This window comes from Pseudomonas sp. 1L-C-7-B-C1 (assembly GCF_057291635.1).
The window spans coordinates 190,382-208,723 of record NZ_JBXAWH010000004.1 but is presented as its reverse complement, the minus strand read 5'-3'; the positions used below and the strand labels follow the sequence as shown (position 1 = coordinate 208,723).

Genomic DNA, 18,342 nt, shown 5'->3' with positions numbered 1-18,342 from the left:
TGCGGCTGATTCCACGGCCGGCCTTGCGTCGGCCGTTTTATGGGGAGTTCATAGTGAAACCGGTCAAAGTAGGCATCTGTGGGCTGGGTACTGTCGGTGGCGGTACCTTCAATGTGCTAAAGCGTAACGCCGAGGAAATTGCCCGCCGTGCCGGGCGTGGAATCGAAGTGGCGCAAATTGCCATGCGTACACCAAACCCCAATTGCCAGATTACCGGTACCCCGACCACGACCGACGTATTCGACGTGGCGAGCAACCCTGAAATCGACATCGTCATCGAGCTGATCGGCGGCTATACCATCGCCCGCGAACTGGTGCTCAAAGCCATCGAAAACGGCAAGCATGTGGTCACCGCCAACAAGGCGCTGATCGCCGTGCACGGCAACGAAATTTTCGCCAAGGCCCGGGAGAAGGGCGTCATCGTGGCCTTCGAAGCGGCGGTGGCAGGCGGTATTCCGGTGATCAAGGCCATTCGTGAAGGCCTGTCTGCCAACCGCATCAACTGGGTCGCCGGCATCATCAACGGTACCGGCAACTTCATCCTCACCGAGATGCGCGAAAAGGGCCGCACCTTCCCGGACGTCCTCGCTGAAGCGCAGGCGCTGGGCTATGCAGAAGCCGATCCGACCTTCGACGTCGAAGGCATCGACGCGGCGCATAAGCTGACGATTCTGGCGTCCATCGCCTTTGGCATCCCGCTGCAGTTCGACAAGGCCTACACCGAAGGCATCACCAAGCTGACCACCGCCGACGTCAATTACGCCGAAGCGCTGGGCTACCGGATCAAACACCTGGGCGTCGCCCGCAGCACGCCGAGCGGTATCGAGCTGCGCGTGCACCCGACCCTGATCCCGGCGGATCGCCTGATCGCCAACGTCAACGGTGTGATGAACGCCGTGATGGTCAACGGCGACGCGGCCGGCTCGACATTGTTCTACGGCGCAGGTGCCGGCATGGAGCCCACCGCTTCGTCGGTCGTGGCCGATCTGGTCGACGTGGTCCGTGCCCTGACCACCGACCCTGAAAATCGCGTCCCGCATCTGGCCTTTCAGCCCGATTCGCTGTCGGCCCACCCGATCCTGCCGATCGACGCGTGCGAAAGCGCCTACTACCTGCGCATTCAGGCCAAGGATCATCCCGGCGTGCTGGCGCAGGTGGCGAGTATCCTGTCCGAGCGTGGCATCAACATCGAATCGATCATGCAGAAAGAAGTCGAAGAACATGACGGCCTGGTGCCGATGATTCTGCTGACCCACCGCGTGGTCGAGAAACGCATGAACGATGCGATCGAAGCGTTGGAGGCGCTCGAAGATGTCGCCGGCCCGGTTGTGCGCATTCGCGTCGAGCATCTGAACTGAAAGCAGCGATAAGTCCAAAGCGGCAAGCTGCAAGTGAGAGCAAAATCATATCGCGGTGAGCTTCGTGCTCCGGGCGGCAGGGGGAAGGCAAATCGTCTTGACCTGCAGCCCACCACTTGAAGCTTGCCGCCCAAACCGAAGGTTTGAAAAATGCGCTATATCAGTACCCGCGGCCAGGCACCGGCCCTGAATTTCGAAGACGTGCTGCTGACCGGCCTGGCAAGCGATGGCGGTCTGTATGTGCCGGAAAACCTGCCGCGCTTTACTCAGGAAGAGATCGCGTCCTGGGCCGGGCTGCCTTATCACGAGCTGGCTTTTCGCGTGATGCGTCCGTTCGTGACGGGCAGCATCCCCGACGCGGATTTCAAAAAGATTCTCGAAGAAACCTACGGCGTTTTCTCCCACGCTGCGGTGGCGCCGCTGCGCCAGCTGAACGGCAACGAGTGGGTATTGGAGCTGTTTCACGGCCCGACCCTGGCGTTCAAGGATTTCGCCCTGCAACTGCTGGGTCGTCTGCTGGATTACGTGCTGGAGAAGCGTGGCGAGCGCGTGGTCATCATCGGCGCCACCTCGGGTGACACTGGCTCGGCCGCCATCGAAGGCTGCCGTCGTTGCGATAACGTCGACATCTTCATCCTGCACCCGAACAACCGCGTGTCCGATGTTCAGCGCCGCCAGATGACCACCATCTTCGGTGAGAACATCCATAACATCGCGATCGAAGGCAACTTCGACGACTGCCAGGAAATGGTCAAGAACAGCTTCGCCGACCAGAGCTTTCTGAAAGGCACGCGTCTGGTGGCGGTGAACTCGATCAACTGGGCGCGGATCATGGCCCAGATCGTCTACTACTTCCACGCGGCCCTGCAGCTGGGTGGTCCGGCGCGTTCGGTGGCGTTCTCCGTGCCGACCGGCAACTTCGGCGACATCTTCGCCGGTTACCTGGCCCGCAACATGGGCTTGCCGATCAGCCAACTAGTGGTTGCCACTAACCGCAACGACATCCTGCACCGCTTCATGAGCGGCAATCAGTACGTCAAGGAAACCCTGCACGCCACGCTGTCGCCGTCGATGGACATCATGGTGTCGTCCAACTTCGAGCGTCTGCTGTTCGACATGCACGGTCGCAACGGCGGCGCGATTGCCGAGCTCATGGCCAACTTCAGGCAGGGCGGCGGTTTCAGCGTTGAAGAGGAACGCTGGACCGAAACCCGCAAGCTGTTCGATTCCCTGGCGGTCAGTGACGAAGACACCTGCAAAACCATCGCTGAAGTGTTCGCCAGCACCGGCGAGTTGCTGGATCCGCACACCGCGATCGGCGTAAAAGCCGCGCGGGACTGCCGCCGCAGTCTGGACACGCCGATGGTGATTCTGGGCACAGCGCATCCGGTCAAGTTCCCGGACGCCGTGCTAAAAGCCGGTGTAGGAAAAGCGCTCGAGCTGCCTGCACATTTGTCTGATTTGTTTGAGCGAGACGAACGCTGCACTGTCCTGCCAAATGACCTCAAGGCCGTACAGGCCTTTGTCAGCCAGCACGGTAATCGTGGCAAACCTCTCTGACGGTATCGTCGTGTAACAACTAAGGCCCGCCTCGCAGCGGGCCTTGTATTTTCTGCGTGCCACACTTCCGAAGAATTTTAATTCTCGGATAAGCCTGTGGTTGTTAAACATTTTTACTCAACGGTATTCAACGGCCGTCACCTTGATTTCGGACCGGCGCTGTGGGCGGTGCTCCTGCTTGTGTGTCTCTACAGCCGCGTCGGCCATACCTCTGAAAACCTGCCTTTCACCTTGGGCGCGCCATTCCTTGCGCAACAGCCCCTGGCGCTTGATGACGCGGACCGCCAGTGGCTGGACGCACGAAAAGTGCTGCGGGTCGGTATTTCCGTCGCCGATCACGAGCCCGTCGACATCACCGCCGACCGTAATCGGTATCAGGGCATCAGTGCGGATTACCTCAGCGTGGTCACTGCCCGGTTGGGGATTCCGACCCATGTGCAAGGGTTTGCCAAGCGTGCACACGCGGTGGACGCGTTGCTGGCCGGAGAAATCGACGTGCTGACCAGCGCCAGCGGGTTTGAGCGAAACACAGCCGGGCTGGCGTTCACGCCTGAATACGTGCCGGACCGTGCGGTGGTGGTCGGCCGCGGCAACGACATTGGCCTCAAGCCTTCGCTCGAAAACAAGCGCGTGCTATTGCTGGATGGCTATGCCGATGCTGCAGTGGTGCAGCGAACCTACCCCAAAAGCGAGATCGTGCTTGCCCCCACTCTCTACAGCGCCATGGAAGCACTGGCTCACGAGGATGCCGACGCACTGATCGCGAATGAGCTGATGGTCCAGTCCTACAGCCTGTTGCGGCCCTATCTTGGGTTACAGATCAAGTTCGACAGTCTGTTGCCGCCCGTGGGATTTTCCTTCGCATTTCGTGAACAGGAGTCAAAGCTGCTGAAGCTTTTTGGCCTTGCCCTGGCGGACATGGATGAATCATTGAACCGTGAAATCCACGGACGATGGACCGTCGGCCTCGGCGCAGATCCGGGTCATCGGCAAGTCAGTTTCAGTGCCGGCGAACAGCTATGGATTCGCAAGCATCCGCGGGTCATCGTGGCGTCGACCCAGCACCCTCCGTACGTTTACAAAGACGCTCGAGGGCGATGGGTGGGGTTGAACGTCGATCTGCTGTCGCGCATTTCGCGTCTGACCGGACTGCAGTTCGTGTACGAGGACGCGGCTTCCACCCATGCGCTGCTGGAGACATTGGCAGACGGCGGTGCACACATGAACACCACGCTGGCCGAAAACCCTGAGCGCAAGAAGCTGCTGGATTTCACCTATGCCTTCGGCGGCAATAGCTGGGTATTTCTGTTGCGCGCCGACAGCGACGCGTCCCTGCAATTGTCGGACATGGCCGGCAAGGTGCTGGCACTTCCTGCGCGGCATGCGTTGCTGGAGTTCATCCAGAAGCGCTATCCCGACATCCGCTTGCGGCTTGTGCCCACTTATGCAGAGGCGCGACAGTTGGTCGAGGAGGGCGAGGCGGACGCAACGCTCCAGAACGAGGCGGGTGCATGGATCTCTCCTGGCGAACTGAAAGTGGGGCGCAGCGTCGAAGGCCTGTGGTCGCCGGACAGATTTTCCGTGGTCAAGACCCATCCCGAATTGCTCAGCATTCTGAACAAGGCGCTGGAAGAATTTCCTGTGGCTGAAATGCGTGCGATCCGCCTCAAATGGCTTGGCGCGGGCGCCGTTCCACCCTCGGTCTGGAATCGTATACCGGCGTGGATTTACTGGGTCATGAGCGTTTCGCTGCTGCTGGGCATTGTGTCCCTGGCCTGGAGCAGCCGTTTGAAGTTTCAGATTCACCAACGTCAGCGCGCGGAAGAACAGCTGGGTGATCAGTTGGCCTTCAAACGCACGCTGCTCAACGGCATCCCGAACCCGATTTACGTACGTGATCTTCAGGGGCGGCTGATTGCCTGCAATCGCAGTTATGAGGAAAGCTTTGGTATCGGTTACGAGCAACTACAGGGACGGCGCCTGATCGACGTCGATCTCGTTCCTGGCGACCTCGCCGAGCAAATGCACGCTGATTACATGAAGCTGCTGGACACGCAGCAGCCCGCATTTACCGAGCGCACCCTTACGCTTGCCGGGCGACAGATCCATGCCTGGCAATGGGCGGTGCCGTACCACCGCGGCGACGGTCAGTTGCATGGTTTGCTCGGCGGCTGGATCGACATCAGCGAGCGCAAGCGCCTTGAGTCTGAATTGCGTGACGCGCGCACGGCAGCGGAGGAGGCGGCAGGGCAGCTGCGCGCGCTGCTCGACGGCACAGGGCAGGCAAAGGCTCCGGAGGAGTGAATTCCGCCTGTCACAATCGGCAGGCATGCTCGGGGATCAGACTGCCGGAATCAGGTGCGCTTGAGTTCGCGCATTCCGGCTCTCGAACTTTTCACTGCTGCCAATGGTCATTGGTTAGCACCTTTGCATTCAAACTGTTGAGTGGTGATCCGGATGGAAAATATCAGCTTGCTACTGAGCGAAGCGCTGTCCCCTTATCAGGTGAATATTGGCCCTGCCGGTATCCTGGGCGAGCGCCTGGTGACGCTGAAAAATCCAGCGGGTGCGATGGTAATCGAACGTGTTTTCTCTGCATCGCAATTGGGCGACAAGCGTCAGCTGACGGACGTGGTAGATGGTCTGCACCGTGACTTGATGGTGGCAGAAGGGCGCATCGAGCCTTGCGTAATCGCCGCCTTGCGCAATGTTTCGCAGTCCGCCGCTTATGCTGCAGCTCGACCTTTTGTCTGAGCTGCGGGGAACCTTCTCAATTCAGTAGGCTCCTATCAGTTACGGTAGGCGCAGGCATTGTGCTCCGGTGTTCATGCTGCCTGCCGTGCGGGTCCAAGATGGACCGCGGTTGACCCCGAGCAGTCTCCCCGCTGCTCGGGGTTTCTTTTGTCTGAAATTCGGCTTTTTGCGCCAGACAGCGGTTTACCCCACGTCAATTCGGCGGCTCTTCGAAGAACGTCTGGGCGTCGCGAAGATACTCCTCCTTCTTGACCATCCACTCCGCATAAAACCCGATTAGTCGCGTCACTCGCAGCACGCGCATTTCCCGGTTGATGATGTCCATCGCCGCGCGCCCCTTGTCTGTTTTTGAACAGGCAATGTGAGCGAACTGGTATTTGGGCACGCCCTTGACCGGCAGAAACTCCAGGTCCTCCAGGGGGATGCCTTGTTGTTGGGCGTGAAAGCGCGCCTCCGGCCAGTAACTGATGATCGCCTGAAAGCGATCCAGTCGTTCCATCTCCAGCATGCTGCCGACCGCCGCGTTGCCGTAGTGCAGGATCAGTCGATTGGGGTGATTGGTCTCGCGCAGCACTTTGTCGATGACCGGGCCGTAACTGCGTCCACCGACGATGCCGACATCGACGCTGTCGCTGGCCAGCAAGGCGCCAAGATCCAGACGCCCGTCGGCATCCATGAACGCCGCGAAGAATGCGTGACGCCTGCGTTCGATGGTCACGCCATTACTGGGCGTGGCGTAGGCAGGGATGGAAAACAGAATGGTTTTGTCCCGCTCCGGCGTCCATAGCAGGGTGGGGTCGCAGGCGAACACATCGGGGTCATTGAGCATCTGCGTTCCGCGCGCGCGGTTGACGTGCATGATCTGATGATCGTATTCCGGCATCCGTGCCGTCAGCTCGGGCATCAGCTTGTCGATGGCCCCCTGGCCCGCCAGTGGCCCGGAAAATATGGTCAGGGGCGGGAAATCGCGGAGCAGCCAGATCAGCGTTTCACGCGCCGACGCGGTAGCGGGCAGGCAGGCGAGCAGCGCAACGACCAGCAAGGCGCGCATTCGGGAACCGGTGTCATGCATGGCAGCGTTGACCCTCATCGACAGCGTCTCGCAGCAAGGAATCGGTGATGTGCTTCATTTATTTAACACATGTCGTACGGGCTTGAGTAACCCCTCGCGAATGTTGTGCCCCATCCCCCATTCAAAGGGCGACCCGCATCGCTCATCGAGTTCGGTCGTTCAACGGGGCTGCATCGGGTAGACTTGCCGCCTTTCCCGTCTCTCTAGAAGCCCGTTCATGGCCCAGCCGTCCACGACCTACAAGTTCGAACTCAATCTCACCGACCTTGATCGCGGGGTCTATGAAACCGTCAAGCAGACCATCGCCCGTCATCCTTCGGAAACCGAAGAGCGCATGACCGTGCGCCTGCTGGCTTACGCCTTCTGGTACAACGAGCACCTGTCGTTCGGCCGGGGTCTGTCCGACGTCGACGAACCTGCCTTGTGGGAAAAGAGTCTGGACGATCGCGTTCTGCACTGGATCGAAGTGGGCCAGCCTGATGCCGACCGCCTGACCTGGTGCTCGCGTCGCACCGAACGCACCAGCCTGCTGGCCTACGGCAGTCTGCGGGTGTGGGAAGGCAAGGTCATCCCGGCGATCAAGACACTGAAGAACGTCAACATCGCTTCGGTACCCCAGGAAGCGCTGGAAGTCCTGTCCAAAGACATGCCTCGGGTGATCAAGTGGGACGTGATGATCAGCGAAGGCACGATCTTCGTCACCGATGATCGCGGCCAGCACGAAGTGCAATTGCAGTGGCTGGCAGGCGAGCGGGGCTGATTCACGCCTGCACCGCGACGGCATCGCTACCTCCTGCCAGTCCCAACGAGAATCCCAGCGGAACCTGAATGCGCATCGAACCACGCGAGTTACCTGACACCCTTCCTTTTCTTGGCGATTTGCCGCCCTTGCTCACCCGGTTGTACGCAGCACGCGGTGTGGCCTCGGAGGCAGAGCTCGACAAGGGCCTAGCCCGGTTGATCCCCTATCAACAGCTCAAAGGCATCGACGCCGCCGTCGATCTGCTGGTGACGGCCTTTCAGCAGCGTCAGCGCATCCTTATCGTCGGAGACTTCGATGCCGACGGCGCGACGGCCAGCACGGTCGGCGTGTTGGGCCTGCGCCTGCTGGGTGCGGCGCATGTGGACTACCTGGTGCCGAACCGTTTCGAATTCGGTTACGGCCTGACACCGGAAATCGTTCAGGTCGCGCTTGAGCGCCAGCCCGAGCTGTTGATGACCGTGGACAACGGCATTTCCAGCGTCGAAGGTGTGGCGGCAGCGAAAGCAGCAGGCTTGCAGGTATTGGTCACCGACCATCATTTGCCTGGTCACGAATTGCCGGCGGCCGACGCCATCGTCAACCCGAACCAGCCCGGCTGCACGTTCCCGAGCAAGTCGCTGGCCGGCGTCGGCGTGATCTTTTATGTGTTGATGGCCTTGCGCGCGCGACTGCGGGACATCGGCTGGTTCGAGGGCCGTGCTCAACCCAATCTGGGCGAGTTGCTGGATCTGGTGGCGTTGGGCAGCGTTGCCGACGTTGTGCCGCTGGACGCCAACAATCGGATTCTGGTGCACCAGGGATTGATGCGCATCCGCGCCGGGCGTGCGCGTCCGGGGTTGCGCGCCATTCTCGAAGTGGCCCGTCGCGAGGCCTCGCGGATCACCTCCACCGACCTGGGCTTCATCATCGGCCCGCGCCTGAACGCCGCCGGGCGTCTGGATGACATGAGCCTGGGCATCGAATGCCTGCTGTGTGATGACGAGACCGAGGCGCGGGAAATGGCCGTGCGTCTGGACGAGCTCAATCAGGACCGCAAATCCATCGAACAGGGCATGCAGCGAGAAGCGCTGGCCCAGCTCAAGGACTTGCCACTGGAGTCGATGCCGTTCGGGCTATGTTTGTTCGAACCCGAGTGGCACCAGGGCGTGATTGGCATTCTGGCCTCGCGCATGAAAGAGCGTTATCACCGCCCGACCATTGCATTCGCCAGCGCCGGCGAGGGGGTGCTGAAAGGCTCGGCGCGTTCGGTGCCGGGCTTTCACATCCGCGATGCACTCGATGCCGTGGCGGCGAGGCATCCCGAGCTGATCAGCAAGTTCGGCGGCCACGCGATGGCGGCCGGGCTGTCGCTGCCGGAGGGCAACTTCCCGGCATTTGCCGAGGCCTTCGACACCGAGGTTCGCCGCCAGCTCAAGGAAGAGGACCTGACCGGCCGGCTGTTGTCCGACGGCACCCTGGCGGTGGAAGAATTTCATCTGGAACTGGCCCGCGCCCTGCGCAACGCCGGCCCATGGGGACAGCACTTTCCCGAACCGTTGTTCCATGGCGTGTTCCAGCTGGTTGAGCAGCGAGTGGTCGGCGAGCGCCATTTGAAGATGGTACTCAAGACCGAGTGCGGCAGCGTGAAGCTTGAAGGCATCGCCTTCAGCGTCGATCGCGAGGTATGGCCCAACCCGACGGTGCGCTGGGTCGAGCTGGCCTACAAGTTGGACCTGAACGAGTTTCGCGGCAACGAAACCGTGCAATTGATGGTGGTTCACCTCTCACCACGCTGAGCCCCGATCAACGTGCGGTGTGCTACTGACGCTTTCCCGGCTAAAGCCGGTCCCACGGGTGCACGCGTTGCTTTTTAGTGGGACCGGCTTTAGCCGGGAAGAGGCCTGTTTGAGCACCCTCAGTTTCGCAGCGCGACCCCCGACGCCTTTTCCGGCCAAAGCCAGTCCTACAGGTGCCGGGGTGTGTCAACAGGACCGGCTTCAGCCGGTAAACGACTGAACCCTCACTTCTCTCGGGTTGTCGACTAGGCTCAAGGTTCGCAACCTATGGAACCTGCCACACGATCTGAGAGGTCCCTATGAGCCTGCTGCTTGAACCCTATACCCTTCGCCAACTGACACTGCGCAATCGCATTGTGGTTTCGCCGATGTGTCAGTACTCCTGCGCCGACGGCCTGGCCAACGACTGGCATCTGGTCCATCTGGGCAGCCGCGCGGTTGGCGGCGCCGGGCTGATCTTTACCGAAGCGGCGGCAGTTACCCAGGACGGTCGTATCACCCCGGAAGACCTCGGCATCTGGAACGACGGGCAGATCGCACCGTTGCAACGCATTACTCGCTTTATCGAGGCGCAAGGCGCGGTGGCCGGTATTCAGCTGTCCCATGCCGGACGCAAGGCCAGCACATGGCGTCCGTGGGTGAGCCAGAGCGGCGCTATCCCTGCCGACCAGGGCGGCTGGGCGACCTGGGGTCCGTCGGACATCGCTTTCGATCCGAGTTACACCACGCCCACTGCGCTGGATGAAGCCCAGATTCAGGAGGTCATCAAAGCCTTCGCTGACGGTGCCAAACGTGCCTTGACCGCAGGTTTCAAAGTGGTCGAAATCCACGCTGCCCACGGTTATCTGCTGCATCAGTTCCTGTCGCCGCTGAGCAACCAGCGTCAGGATCAATACGGTGGCTCCTTCGAAAACCGCATTCGTCTGACCCTGGAAATCACCAAAGCCGTGCGTGAAGTCTGGCCCGCGGAGCTGCCGGTGTTCGTGCGTGTCTCGGCCACCGATTGGGTGGAGGGGGGGTGGAACGCGGATGAAACCGTCGAACTGGCCAAGCGCCTGAAAGAGTTGGACGTCGATCTGGTTGACGTGTCTTCCGGCGGTACTGCAGCCAAAGCCGAGATTCCAGTGGGCCCGGGTTATCAAACCGAGTTCGCCGCTCGAGTGCGCAGTGAATCCGGCATTGCCACCGGCACCGTGGGCATGATCACCGAACCTACCCAGGCCGACACCATTCTGCGGACGGGTCAGGCCGACCTGATTTTCCTCGCCCGTGAGCTGCTGCGCGATCCGTACTGGCCGCTGCAGGCCGACGAAGCCCTCTGTGGACGCCAGGCCACATGGCCTGCGCAATATCAGCGTGCAACCCACCGCGACCAGCCGATTCATGAGTCGGATTTGCGGGATTGAGGCGCAGCCTCGGGACGCCTGTATAGGCTCTTCGCTGATAGATATAGGGTCAGATGGCTTGCCGAAGCAGGTCACTGACCCATTGGTTGATACTTTTGTGTGCCAACTCCGCCTGTGACGCCACGCTCGCATGCAACTCAGGTTCCAGCCGTAAGCTCAGCTTCCCGGAGTAGGTTTTTTGAGGCTCGCGCCCCAAGCGTTTGCAGACGTCCAGATAATCGTCTACCGCCTCCTCGAACGCTGCGCGAAGCTCCTGTACCGACTGGCCGTGAAAGCCAATCACGTCTTTGACGCCCGCTACATGACCTACGAACAGGCCGTCCTCATCGCTGTAATTGATCCGGGCTGAGTAGCCTTTGTAATTCATGATGTTCATGGGTTGACTCCTGCGTGCTCAAGGAACACTCGCGCGTCTCGAACCTGGTAGGGTTTCGCCTCCTTATCTGGATGCGGGCGGTGGAAGGTTGCCACCACGCCATTGAGCTCGAACCTGACCCTTGAGCCATTGCCTTCTATGGTTCTTGCACCCAGAGCAGTGAATAGCGACTCCAGTCGACTCCACTCCAGGTTGCTAGGGACGGGTTTGGAAAACACGATTTTCAGGGTGCCGGCTTGTCGATTATTCATGGTATCAAAATATGATACTGACAAGCCTCCGCCTAGGGACATGCTGTAGGAAAAGGGGACGGGTCAACGCTCTGCCTTCCGAATCTATCGATACCCTCACTTCCCCCCACTCCCCGCCACGCTTTCCCCGCCCCGAGTCAGGTAGTACGCGCCGAGGATGGGCAGCATCGTCACTATCATCACGAGCATCGCCACCACATTGGTCACCGGCACGTCCCGTGGACGGCTGAGTTGGTTGAGCAACCAGAGGGGCAGGGTGCGCTCATGCCCGGCGGTGAAGGTGGTGACGATGATTTCGTCGAACGACAGGGCGAACGCCAGCATGCCGCCGGCCAGCAGCGCCGAGCCCAGGTTGGGCATGATGATGTAGCGGAAGGTCTGCCAGCCGTCGGCGCCGAGGTCCATCGACGCTTCGATCAGGCTGTGGGACGTGAGGCGCAGGCGGGCGATGACGTTGTTGTAGACGATCACCACACAGAAGGTCGCGTGGCCGACAATGATGGTGGACATCCCCGGCTCGATCCCCAGGGTCTTGAATGCCGACAACAAGGCCAGCCCGGTGATGATGCCGGGCAGGGCGATGGGCAGAATCAGCATCAGCGAAATGCCGTCCTTGCCGAAGAAGTCCCGCCTGTACAACGCCGCCGACGCCAGCGTGCCGAGCACCAGTGCGATCAGCGTGGCAGCGCAGGCGATTTGCAGCGACAGCTTGATCGACTCCAGCACGTCAGGCCGCGCGAAGGCCACGCTGATCCACTTCAGGGTGAAACCTCTCGGCGGGAAACTGAAAGCGGCGTCTTCGGTGTTGAAGGCGTAGAGGAAGATGATCAGGATCGGAAAGTGCAGAAACACCAGTCCGCCCCAGGCGGCGATTTTCAGGCCCCACGACGCTTTTTCAGAGTGCATCGAAAGCCCCCAGTCGTTTGACGATAGCGAGATAGACCGCGATCAGCACAATGGGCACCAGCGTGAACGCCGCCGCCATGGGCATGTTGCCGATGGCGCCTTGCTGGGCGTACACCATGCTGCCAATGAAGTAGCCCGGCGGGCCGATCAGTTGCGGCACGATGAAATCCCCCAGCGTCAGCGAAAACGTGAAGATCGAGCCCGCCGCAATGCCCGGCACCGACAACGGCAGAATCACGTGCGTGAACGTCTGCCGGGGCGTGGCGCCGAGGTCGGCGGAGGCGTGCAGCAGTGAAGGCGGCAAGCGTTCGAGGGAGGCCTGAATCGGCAGAATCATGAACGGCAGCCAAATGTAGACAAACACCAGAAAGCGCCCCAGGTGCGAGGTCGATAACGTGCTGCCGCCGACGCCGGGCACGCTCAACAGCCATTGCAACACCGGCGCCAACCCCAGATGCTGTACGAACCATTGCGCGACGCCGCCCTTGGCGAGCAGCAGTGTCCATGCGTATGCCTTGACGATGTAACTGGCCCACATCGGCATCATCACCGCGATGTAGAAAAACGCCTTGGTTTTGCCGGTGGTGTAGCGCGCCATGTAGTACGCGATGGGGAAGGCGACGACCGCGCTGGCGATGGACACCGCGACCGCCATGGTCAGGGTGCGCCGGATGACGTCGAAGTTGGCCGGGTTGAACAGCGCGCCGACGTTAGCCAGGGTCAGGTCCGGCGTCACGGTCATGCTGAAGTCGTCGAAGGTATAGAGGCTTTGCCACAACAGGCCCAGCAGCGAGCCGAGGTAAATCGCGCCAAACCAGAGCAGCGGCGGGATCAGCAGCAGCGACAGGTACAGATTCGGGCGTCGATACAGCAGGCCGGAAAAACGCCGGAGTGGCGATTGCCGTTGCGTCGGCGCCGGGCCAGTGAACGTCTGACCCATCTCAATGCGCCTCGCCCGGCGCGTCATGCAGCGCAATCATCGCTTCCCGCGCCCAGCGAACGGTAACGCGTTGCCCCGACGGGTAGCGCGCGTCGGTGTCCAGCCACTGATCGTTGGCCTGGCTGACTGTGAGCGTCTGGCCGTTGTCCAGTTTGACCTCGTAGCGGGTGGCACTGCCCTGATATTGAACGTCGTGCAGCACGCCGCTGACCTGAACCTCGTGGCTCGCCCCAACGCCCTCGGCAAACCGAATATGCTCCGGCCGAATGGAAAACGCGCCCGGGCTGCCGCTCAACGCCTGGGCCAGTTCGCCGCGCACAACGTTGGAGGTGCCCACGAATTCCGCCACAAAGGTCGTCGCTGGTTTCATGTACAGATTGCGCGGCGTATCAACTTGTTCGATGCGGCCCTTGTTGAACACCGCGACCCGGTCCGACATCGACAGCGCTTCGGTCTGGTCGTGGGTGACGAAGATGAAGGTGATGCCCAGCTGGCGCTGCAGTTTCTTCAGCTCGCTCTGCATCTGTTCGCGCAGCTTCAGGTCGAGGGCGCCGAGGGGTTCGTCGAGCAGCAGCACCCGCGGCCGATTGACCAGCGCGCGCGCCAGGGCCACACGCTGGCGCTGGCCGCCGGACAGTTGCACGGGTTTGCGCGCACCATAGCCATCGAGCGCGACCATGTTCAGGGCCTCGTCGGCCCGCTTGATTCGTTCGGCCTTGCCGACGCCTTTGACTTTCAGGCCGTAGGCGACGTTGTCCCATACGTTCATGTGCGGGAACAAGGCGTAGTCCTGAAACACGGTGTTGACGTCACGCTGATAGGGCGGCAACCCGGCCGCTTCCTGGCCATGAATGCGGATCGAGCCGGCGCTGGGTTGCTCGAAGCCGGCGATCAGGCGCAGGCAGGTGGTCTTGCCGGAGCCCGAGGGGCCGAGCATGGAAAAGAACTCGCCGTCCTCGATATCGATGGACACCCGGTCCACGGCTTTCACCGCGCCGAACAGCCGAGAGACCTGAGTGAACTGGACAGCGTGAGTCATGGCCTAACGCCCACCCATGATCGCGATGTAATCCTGAGTCCAGCGGCTATACGGCACGTATTTGCCGCCCTCGGCCTGGGGTGTTTTCCAGAAGGCGATCTTGTCGAACAGGTCAAACCCGTTGGTTTCGCAGCCCTCGGCGCCCAGCAGTTCGTTGCCCTTGCACGCTTCAGGCACCACCGGCAGGGAGCCGAACCAGGCCGCAACGTCGCCCTGAACTTTCGGTTGCAGCGACCAGTTCATCCATTTATAGGCGCAGTTGGGGTGTTTGGCCTCGGCGTGCAACATCGTCGTGTCGGCCCAGCCGGTGGCGCCTTCCTGGGGGATGGTCGAGGCGACGGGCTGCTTGTCGGCGACCAGCCCGTTGACCATGTAGCCCCACGAACTGGACGCCGCCACGCCTTCGTTTTTCACGTCGCTCATCTGCACCGTCGCGTCATGCCAGTAGCGATGAACCAGCGGCTGCTGGGCGCGAAGCAGGTCGAGCACGGCTTTGTACTGGGTCTCGGTGAGCTGGTAAGGGTCGACAATGTTCAATTCCGGCTTGGCGGTCTTCAGATACAGCGCGGCGTCGGCGATGTAGATCGGCCCGTCATAAGCCTGGACCCGACCCTTGTTCGGTTTGCCGTCGGGCAAATCCTGTGGCTCGAAGACCACGCTCCAGCTCACCGGCGGCGTCTTGAATACGTTGGTGTTGTACATCAGCACGTTCGGGCCCCACTGGTAGGGCGTGCCGTACGTTTTGTTCTCGACTGTGTACCAGGGCCCGTCTTTCAGGCGCGGGTCGAGGGTTTTCCAGTTCGGGATCAGCGTGGGGTCGATGGGCTGCACCCGCTTGCCGGCGATCAGGCGCAAGGACGCGTCTCCCGAGGCGGTGACCAGGTCATATCCGCCCTTGGTCATCAGGCTGACCATCTCGTCGGAGGTCGCGGCGGTCTTGACGTTGACCTTGCAGCCAGTCTCCTGTTCGAAGCCGGTCACCCAGTCGTAGGCCTTGTCGCTTTCGCCGCGCTCGATATACCCCGGCCACGCCACGATATCCAGTTGTCCCTCGCCATCGCCCACTGCCGTGAGTGCTTCAGCGGCCTGCACCGCACCACTGGTGAATAGGGCGCTGATCACGGCGCTCAGAATCGCGGTCTTGTGCACGGACATGGTGGGGTTGCCTCTTGGTGGTTGTTTGGGCAGAGATCGGTGGTGCAGAGCGTAGTGCCCAGTTCGATCCTCGACAAACTTTGATGCAGCAAATACCGAGCCCATTCCAGCAGGCTGAGGCGCTTCAGTGAAAACCCTTCGTCACCCCGACGCAGGACGCCCGGCCGCCGCAACATTCAGAAGCAAACCGGCCCAACGGGCGCAGGTGCCTTCGTCTTAACCTGCGGGTCGAATCGTCTGTCCCTCTTTTAAAGGTGAAGTCATGAACACTCGCGGTTTACTCGATCAACTCTTGAAATCCGGCCAGGACCTGCTGCAAAACAAGGCCGGCGCTCACGACAAGAGCGGCAACAACGGGCAGGGCGGTCTAGGTGATCTGCTTGGAAAAGTCAGCGGCGGCAAGTTGGGCAGTGGCATGGGCGGGAATGTGGGCGGTGGGCTGGGCGGGCTGCTCTCCGGTGCCGGTGGCGGTGCATTGGCGGCAGGCGCGATGGGCTTGCTGATGGGCAACAAAGGCGCACGCAAGATGGGTGGCAAAGCGCTGACCTACGGCGGGCTCGCGGCCCTGGGCGTGCTGGCCTACAAGGCCTACGGCAACTGGCAGGCGAGTCAGGGTGTGGCGCAACCGGCTGAGCCGCAAACCGTGGACCGCGTGCCCCCGGCCCAGGTCGAACAGCACAGCGAGGCCATCTTGCGGGCGCTGGTGGCAGCGGCCAAGTCGGACGGGCATGTCGACGAGCGTGAACGCGAACTCATCGAAGGCGAATTCACCCGCATCACCGGCGACAACGAACTGCAGCAATGGCTGCACGCTGAACTCAACAAACCGCTGGACCCTGCCGACGTGGCCCGCGCAGCGCAAACCCCGGAAATCGCCGCCGAGATGTACTTGGCCAGTGTGATGATGGTTGACGAAGAACACTTCATGGAGCGTGCTTATCTGGACGAGCTCGCCAAGCAGTTGAAGCTCGATCCGGCGCTCAAAACCGAGCTTGAGCATCAGGTTCGGCAGGCGCAGCCGTAAGCGGTCAGTCTCTGCCGCATCGGTTACAAGAAACTGAGTACCTGCAAATCCCCCGGGTCAGCCCCAATAATCATTGGAGACTGACCCGCATTCTTCTCCCGCGCTCCAAAAGTCCCATTCATACATCCGCCTTCAACGCATTCGTACCATCAAGCAACGCCACATCAAGCCGATAGCGTGTAAGACACTTCCGATCTGGCTGTGCGATATGGCGTTTTCCTTGTCGGAAACGGCCCGTTTATTGGGAAGTCACTAAGCTATACTCCCGCTCGTTTTGGACCGTTCGTCGGTCCGCTTCTTGAACCCGGTCATGCCGGCGTTGAACCCTTGAGGGCTGACTGTGAAGAACTGGACGTTGCGTCAACGGATTTTGGCGAGCTTCGCTGTCATCATCGCCATCATGCTGTTGATGGTGGTTGCGGCGTTCAATCGCCTGTTGGTCATCGAAAACAGCGGAGACGCGGTGAGGCTGGACGCGCTCCCCGGCGTTTTCTACAGCAGCACCGTGCGCGGCGCCTGGGTTGAAAGCTACGTAGCCACCCAGCATTTGCTGGTTGAAGGCGCGGGTCGCGACCTCACCAGCGCTGAAGAAGACCAGTACAAAGAATTCGAAGATCGCCTGCAGGCGCAGATCGTCAATTATCAGAAAAGCATCTTCGACGAATCGGATCGCAACGACTTCGCCCAGTTTCTGCAATTGCGCGAACGCTACCAGCTGGTGCTCAACGGGGTGCTAGCGGCTTACCAGGGCGATAACTACGCGCTGGCCCAACGGATGTTCACCGAGCAACTTACGCCCGCATGGTTTGAGGGTCGCAAACAGCTCAACGCACTCGGCGCCAAGAACAAGGTGGTCGCCGACAAGGCATCCGACGCCATTCAGGCCGCTGTTTCCAGCGCCAAAATCACCCTCGGCATCTCGCTGATCATCGCCTTGCTGGCGGCCGCCGCGTGCGGTCTGTTGCTGATGCGCGCGATTCTGGCGCCGATGAATCGCATCGTGCAGATCCTCGACACCATGCGCACTGGCGACCTGAGCACACGACTGGCTCTGGACCGCAACGATGAGTTCGGATCGGTGCAGACCGGTTTCAACGACATGGTCGCCGAACTGGCCGCGTTAGTGTCCCAGGCCCAGCGCTCGTCGATTCAGGTGACCACCTCGGTGACCGAGATCGCCGCCACCTCCAAGCAGCAACAGGCAACCGCCACCGAGACCGCCGCGACCACCACGGAAATCGGCGCCACTTCCCGCGAGATTGCCGCGACGTCCCGGGATCTGGTGCGCACCATGACCGAAGTGACGTCGGCGGCGGATCAGGCTTCGGTCCTGGCGGGCTCCGGTCAGCAAGGCCTGGCGCGCATGGAAGAAACCATGCACTCGGTCATGGGTGCTGCCGATCTGGTCAACTCCAAGCTGGCGATCCTCAATGAGAAGGCCGGCAACATCAATCAGGTCGTAGTGACCATCGTCAAAGTCGCCGACCAGACCAACCTGCTGTCTCTCAACGCCGCGATCGAAGCGGAAAAAGCCGGCGAATACGGCCGAGGTTTCGCCGTGGTCGCCACCGAAGTCCGCCGCCTGGCCGACCAGACCGCCGTTGCCACTTACGATATCGAGCAAATGGTTCGCGAGATCCAGTCGGCGGTGTCGGCGGGCGTCATGGGCATGGACAAGTTTTCCGAAGAAGTGCGTCGCGGCATGTACGAAGTGACCCAGGTCGGCGAGCAGCTTTCGCAGATCATCCATCAAGTGCAGGCCCTGGCGCCGCGTGTGTTGATGGTCAACGAAGGCATGCAGGCCCAGGCCACGGGCGCCGAACAGATCAACCAGGCGCTGGTGCAGCTGGGCGATGCCAGCAGTCAGACTGTGGAATCCCTGCGTCAGGCCAGCTTCGCCATTGATGAGCTGAGTCAGGTGGCGGTGGGGCTGCGTAGCGGCGTTTCGCGTTTCAAGGTCTGA

At 61.1% G+C, this 18,342-nt stretch carries 15 protein-coding genes and 1 pseudogene; 9 read left to right on the top strand and 7 right to left on the bottom strand.

Annotated features, from left to right (window positions below; translation table 11 throughout):
- Nucleotides 1-53: 53 nt before the first annotated feature.
- The 4 genes and pseudogenes from AC0Z8Z_RS08440 to AC0Z8Z_RS08425 all read left to right on the top strand — a co-directional run bounded on the left by AC0Z8Z_RS08440 (nucleotide 54) and on the right by AC0Z8Z_RS08425 (nucleotide 5,672).
- Entirely contained in the window at nucleotides 54-1,358 is a 1,305-nt protein-coding gene (locus AC0Z8Z_RS08440) for a homoserine dehydrogenase (protein ID WP_108120894.1), read from the top strand.
- A 150-nt stretch (nucleotides 1,359-1,508) separates the two neighbouring features.
- Nucleotides 1,509-2,918 (top strand): threonine synthase, encoded by a 1,410-nt coding sequence (gene thrC, locus AC0Z8Z_RS08435; protein WP_122623426.1) that lies wholly within the window; start codon nucleotides 1,509-1,511, stop codon nucleotides 2,916-2,918.
- 159 nt (nucleotides 2,919-3,077) lie between these two features.
- A pseudogene (locus tag AC0Z8Z_RS08430) lies at nucleotides 3,078-5,162 on the top strand (transporter substrate-binding domain-containing protein); the annotation flags it as partial.
- 213 nt (nucleotides 5,163-5,375) lie between these two features.
- Nucleotides 5,376-5,672 (top strand): DUF3509 domain-containing protein, encoded by a 297-nt coding sequence (locus tag AC0Z8Z_RS08425; protein ID WP_122535073.1) that lies wholly within the window; start codon nucleotides 5,376-5,378, stop codon nucleotides 5,670-5,672.
- A 193-nt stretch (nucleotides 5,673-5,865) separates the two neighbouring features.
- On the opposite strand, the gene AC0Z8Z_RS08420 is transcribed toward AC0Z8Z_RS08425, so the two are convergent.
- On the bottom strand, nucleotides 5,866-6,723 hold the full coding sequence (locus AC0Z8Z_RS08420; RefSeq protein WP_485618901.1) for a TIGR02285 family protein: 858 nt from the start codon (nucleotides 6,721-6,723) through the stop codon (nucleotides 5,866-5,868).
- Between the two features lie 238 nt (nucleotides 6,724-6,961).
- Here AC0Z8Z_RS08420 and AC0Z8Z_RS08415 point away from each other — a divergent pair, with 238 nt between their 5' ends.
- The 3 genes from AC0Z8Z_RS08415 to AC0Z8Z_RS08405 all read left to right on the top strand — a co-directional run bounded on the left by AC0Z8Z_RS08415 (nucleotide 6,962) and on the right by AC0Z8Z_RS08405 (nucleotide 10,688).
- Nucleotides 6,962-7,504 (top strand): YaeQ family protein, encoded by a 543-nt coding sequence (locus AC0Z8Z_RS08415; RefSeq protein ID WP_065989944.1) that lies wholly within the window; start codon nucleotides 6,962-6,964, stop codon nucleotides 7,502-7,504.
- Between the two features lie 68 nt (nucleotides 7,505-7,572).
- Complete coding sequence (recJ, locus tag AC0Z8Z_RS08410) at nucleotides 7,573-9,282, top strand: single-stranded-DNA-specific exonuclease RecJ (protein WP_172610891.1); 1,710 nt, start codon at nucleotides 7,573-7,575, stop codon at nucleotides 9,280-9,282.
- Between the two features lie 299 nt (nucleotides 9,283-9,581).
- Nucleotides 9,582-10,688: an NADH:flavin oxidoreductase/NADH oxidase gene (locus tag AC0Z8Z_RS08405; RefSeq protein ID WP_485618797.1), complete on the top strand. Its 1,107-nt coding sequence runs from the start codon at nucleotides 9,582-9,584 to the stop codon at nucleotides 10,686-10,688.
- 49 nt (nucleotides 10,689-10,737) lie between these two features.
- Here AC0Z8Z_RS08405 and AC0Z8Z_RS08400 read toward each other — a convergent pair whose 3' ends face one another.
- From AC0Z8Z_RS08400 to ydcS, 6 genes are all read right to left on the bottom strand, one after another.
- On the bottom strand, nucleotides 10,738-11,064 hold the full coding sequence (locus AC0Z8Z_RS08400; RefSeq protein ID WP_485618796.1) for a type II toxin-antitoxin system HicB family antitoxin: 327 nt from the start codon (nucleotides 11,062-11,064) through the stop codon (nucleotides 10,738-10,740).
- Nucleotides 11,061-11,315, bottom strand: coding sequence for a type II toxin-antitoxin system HicA family toxin (locus tag AC0Z8Z_RS08395; protein ID WP_427684190.1), 255 nt, complete (start codon nucleotides 11,313-11,315; stop codon nucleotides 11,061-11,063). Before AC0Z8Z_RS08395 ends, AC0Z8Z_RS08400 begins: the two co-directional genes overlap by 4 nt.
- 96 nt (nucleotides 11,316-11,411) lie before the next feature.
- Nucleotides 11,412-12,221, bottom strand: a complete 810-nt coding sequence (locus AC0Z8Z_RS08390; RefSeq protein WP_485618795.1) for an ABC transporter permease — start codon at nucleotides 12,219-12,221, stop codon at nucleotides 11,412-11,414.
- Nucleotides 12,211-13,161, bottom strand: a complete 951-nt coding sequence (locus AC0Z8Z_RS08385) for an ABC transporter permease (protein ID WP_485618794.1) — start codon at nucleotides 13,159-13,161, stop codon at nucleotides 12,211-12,213. Before AC0Z8Z_RS08385 ends, AC0Z8Z_RS08390 begins: the two co-directional genes overlap by 11 nt.
- 1 nt (nucleotide 13,162) lies before the next feature.
- Complete coding sequence (locus tag AC0Z8Z_RS08380) at nucleotides 13,163-14,200, bottom strand: ABC transporter ATP-binding protein (protein WP_485618793.1); 1,038 nt, start codon at nucleotides 14,198-14,200, stop codon at nucleotides 13,163-13,165.
- Between the two features lie 3 nt (nucleotides 14,201-14,203).
- A complete protein-coding gene (gene ydcS / locus AC0Z8Z_RS08375) occupies nucleotides 14,204-15,355 on the bottom strand; it encodes a putative ABC transporter substrate-binding protein YdcS (RefSeq protein WP_485618792.1) in 1,152 nt (383 codons plus the stop codon).
- Nucleotides 15,356-15,617: 262 nt separating this feature from the next.
- On the opposite strand from ydcS, the gene AC0Z8Z_RS08370 reads away from it, so the two are divergent.
- Together AC0Z8Z_RS08370 and AC0Z8Z_RS08365 are read left to right on the top strand one after the other, a co-directional pair.
- Nucleotides 15,618-16,379, top strand: a complete 762-nt coding sequence (locus AC0Z8Z_RS08370) for a tellurite resistance TerB family protein (RefSeq protein ID WP_485618791.1) — start codon at nucleotides 15,618-15,620, stop codon at nucleotides 16,377-16,379.
- A 340-nt stretch (nucleotides 16,380-16,719) separates the two neighbouring features.
- The gene (locus AC0Z8Z_RS08365; RefSeq protein WP_172610906.1) at nucleotides 16,720-18,342 is read left to right on the top strand and encodes a methyl-accepting chemotaxis protein; all 1,623 of its coding nucleotides are present in this window, start codon (nucleotides 16,720-16,722) and stop codon (nucleotides 18,340-18,342) included.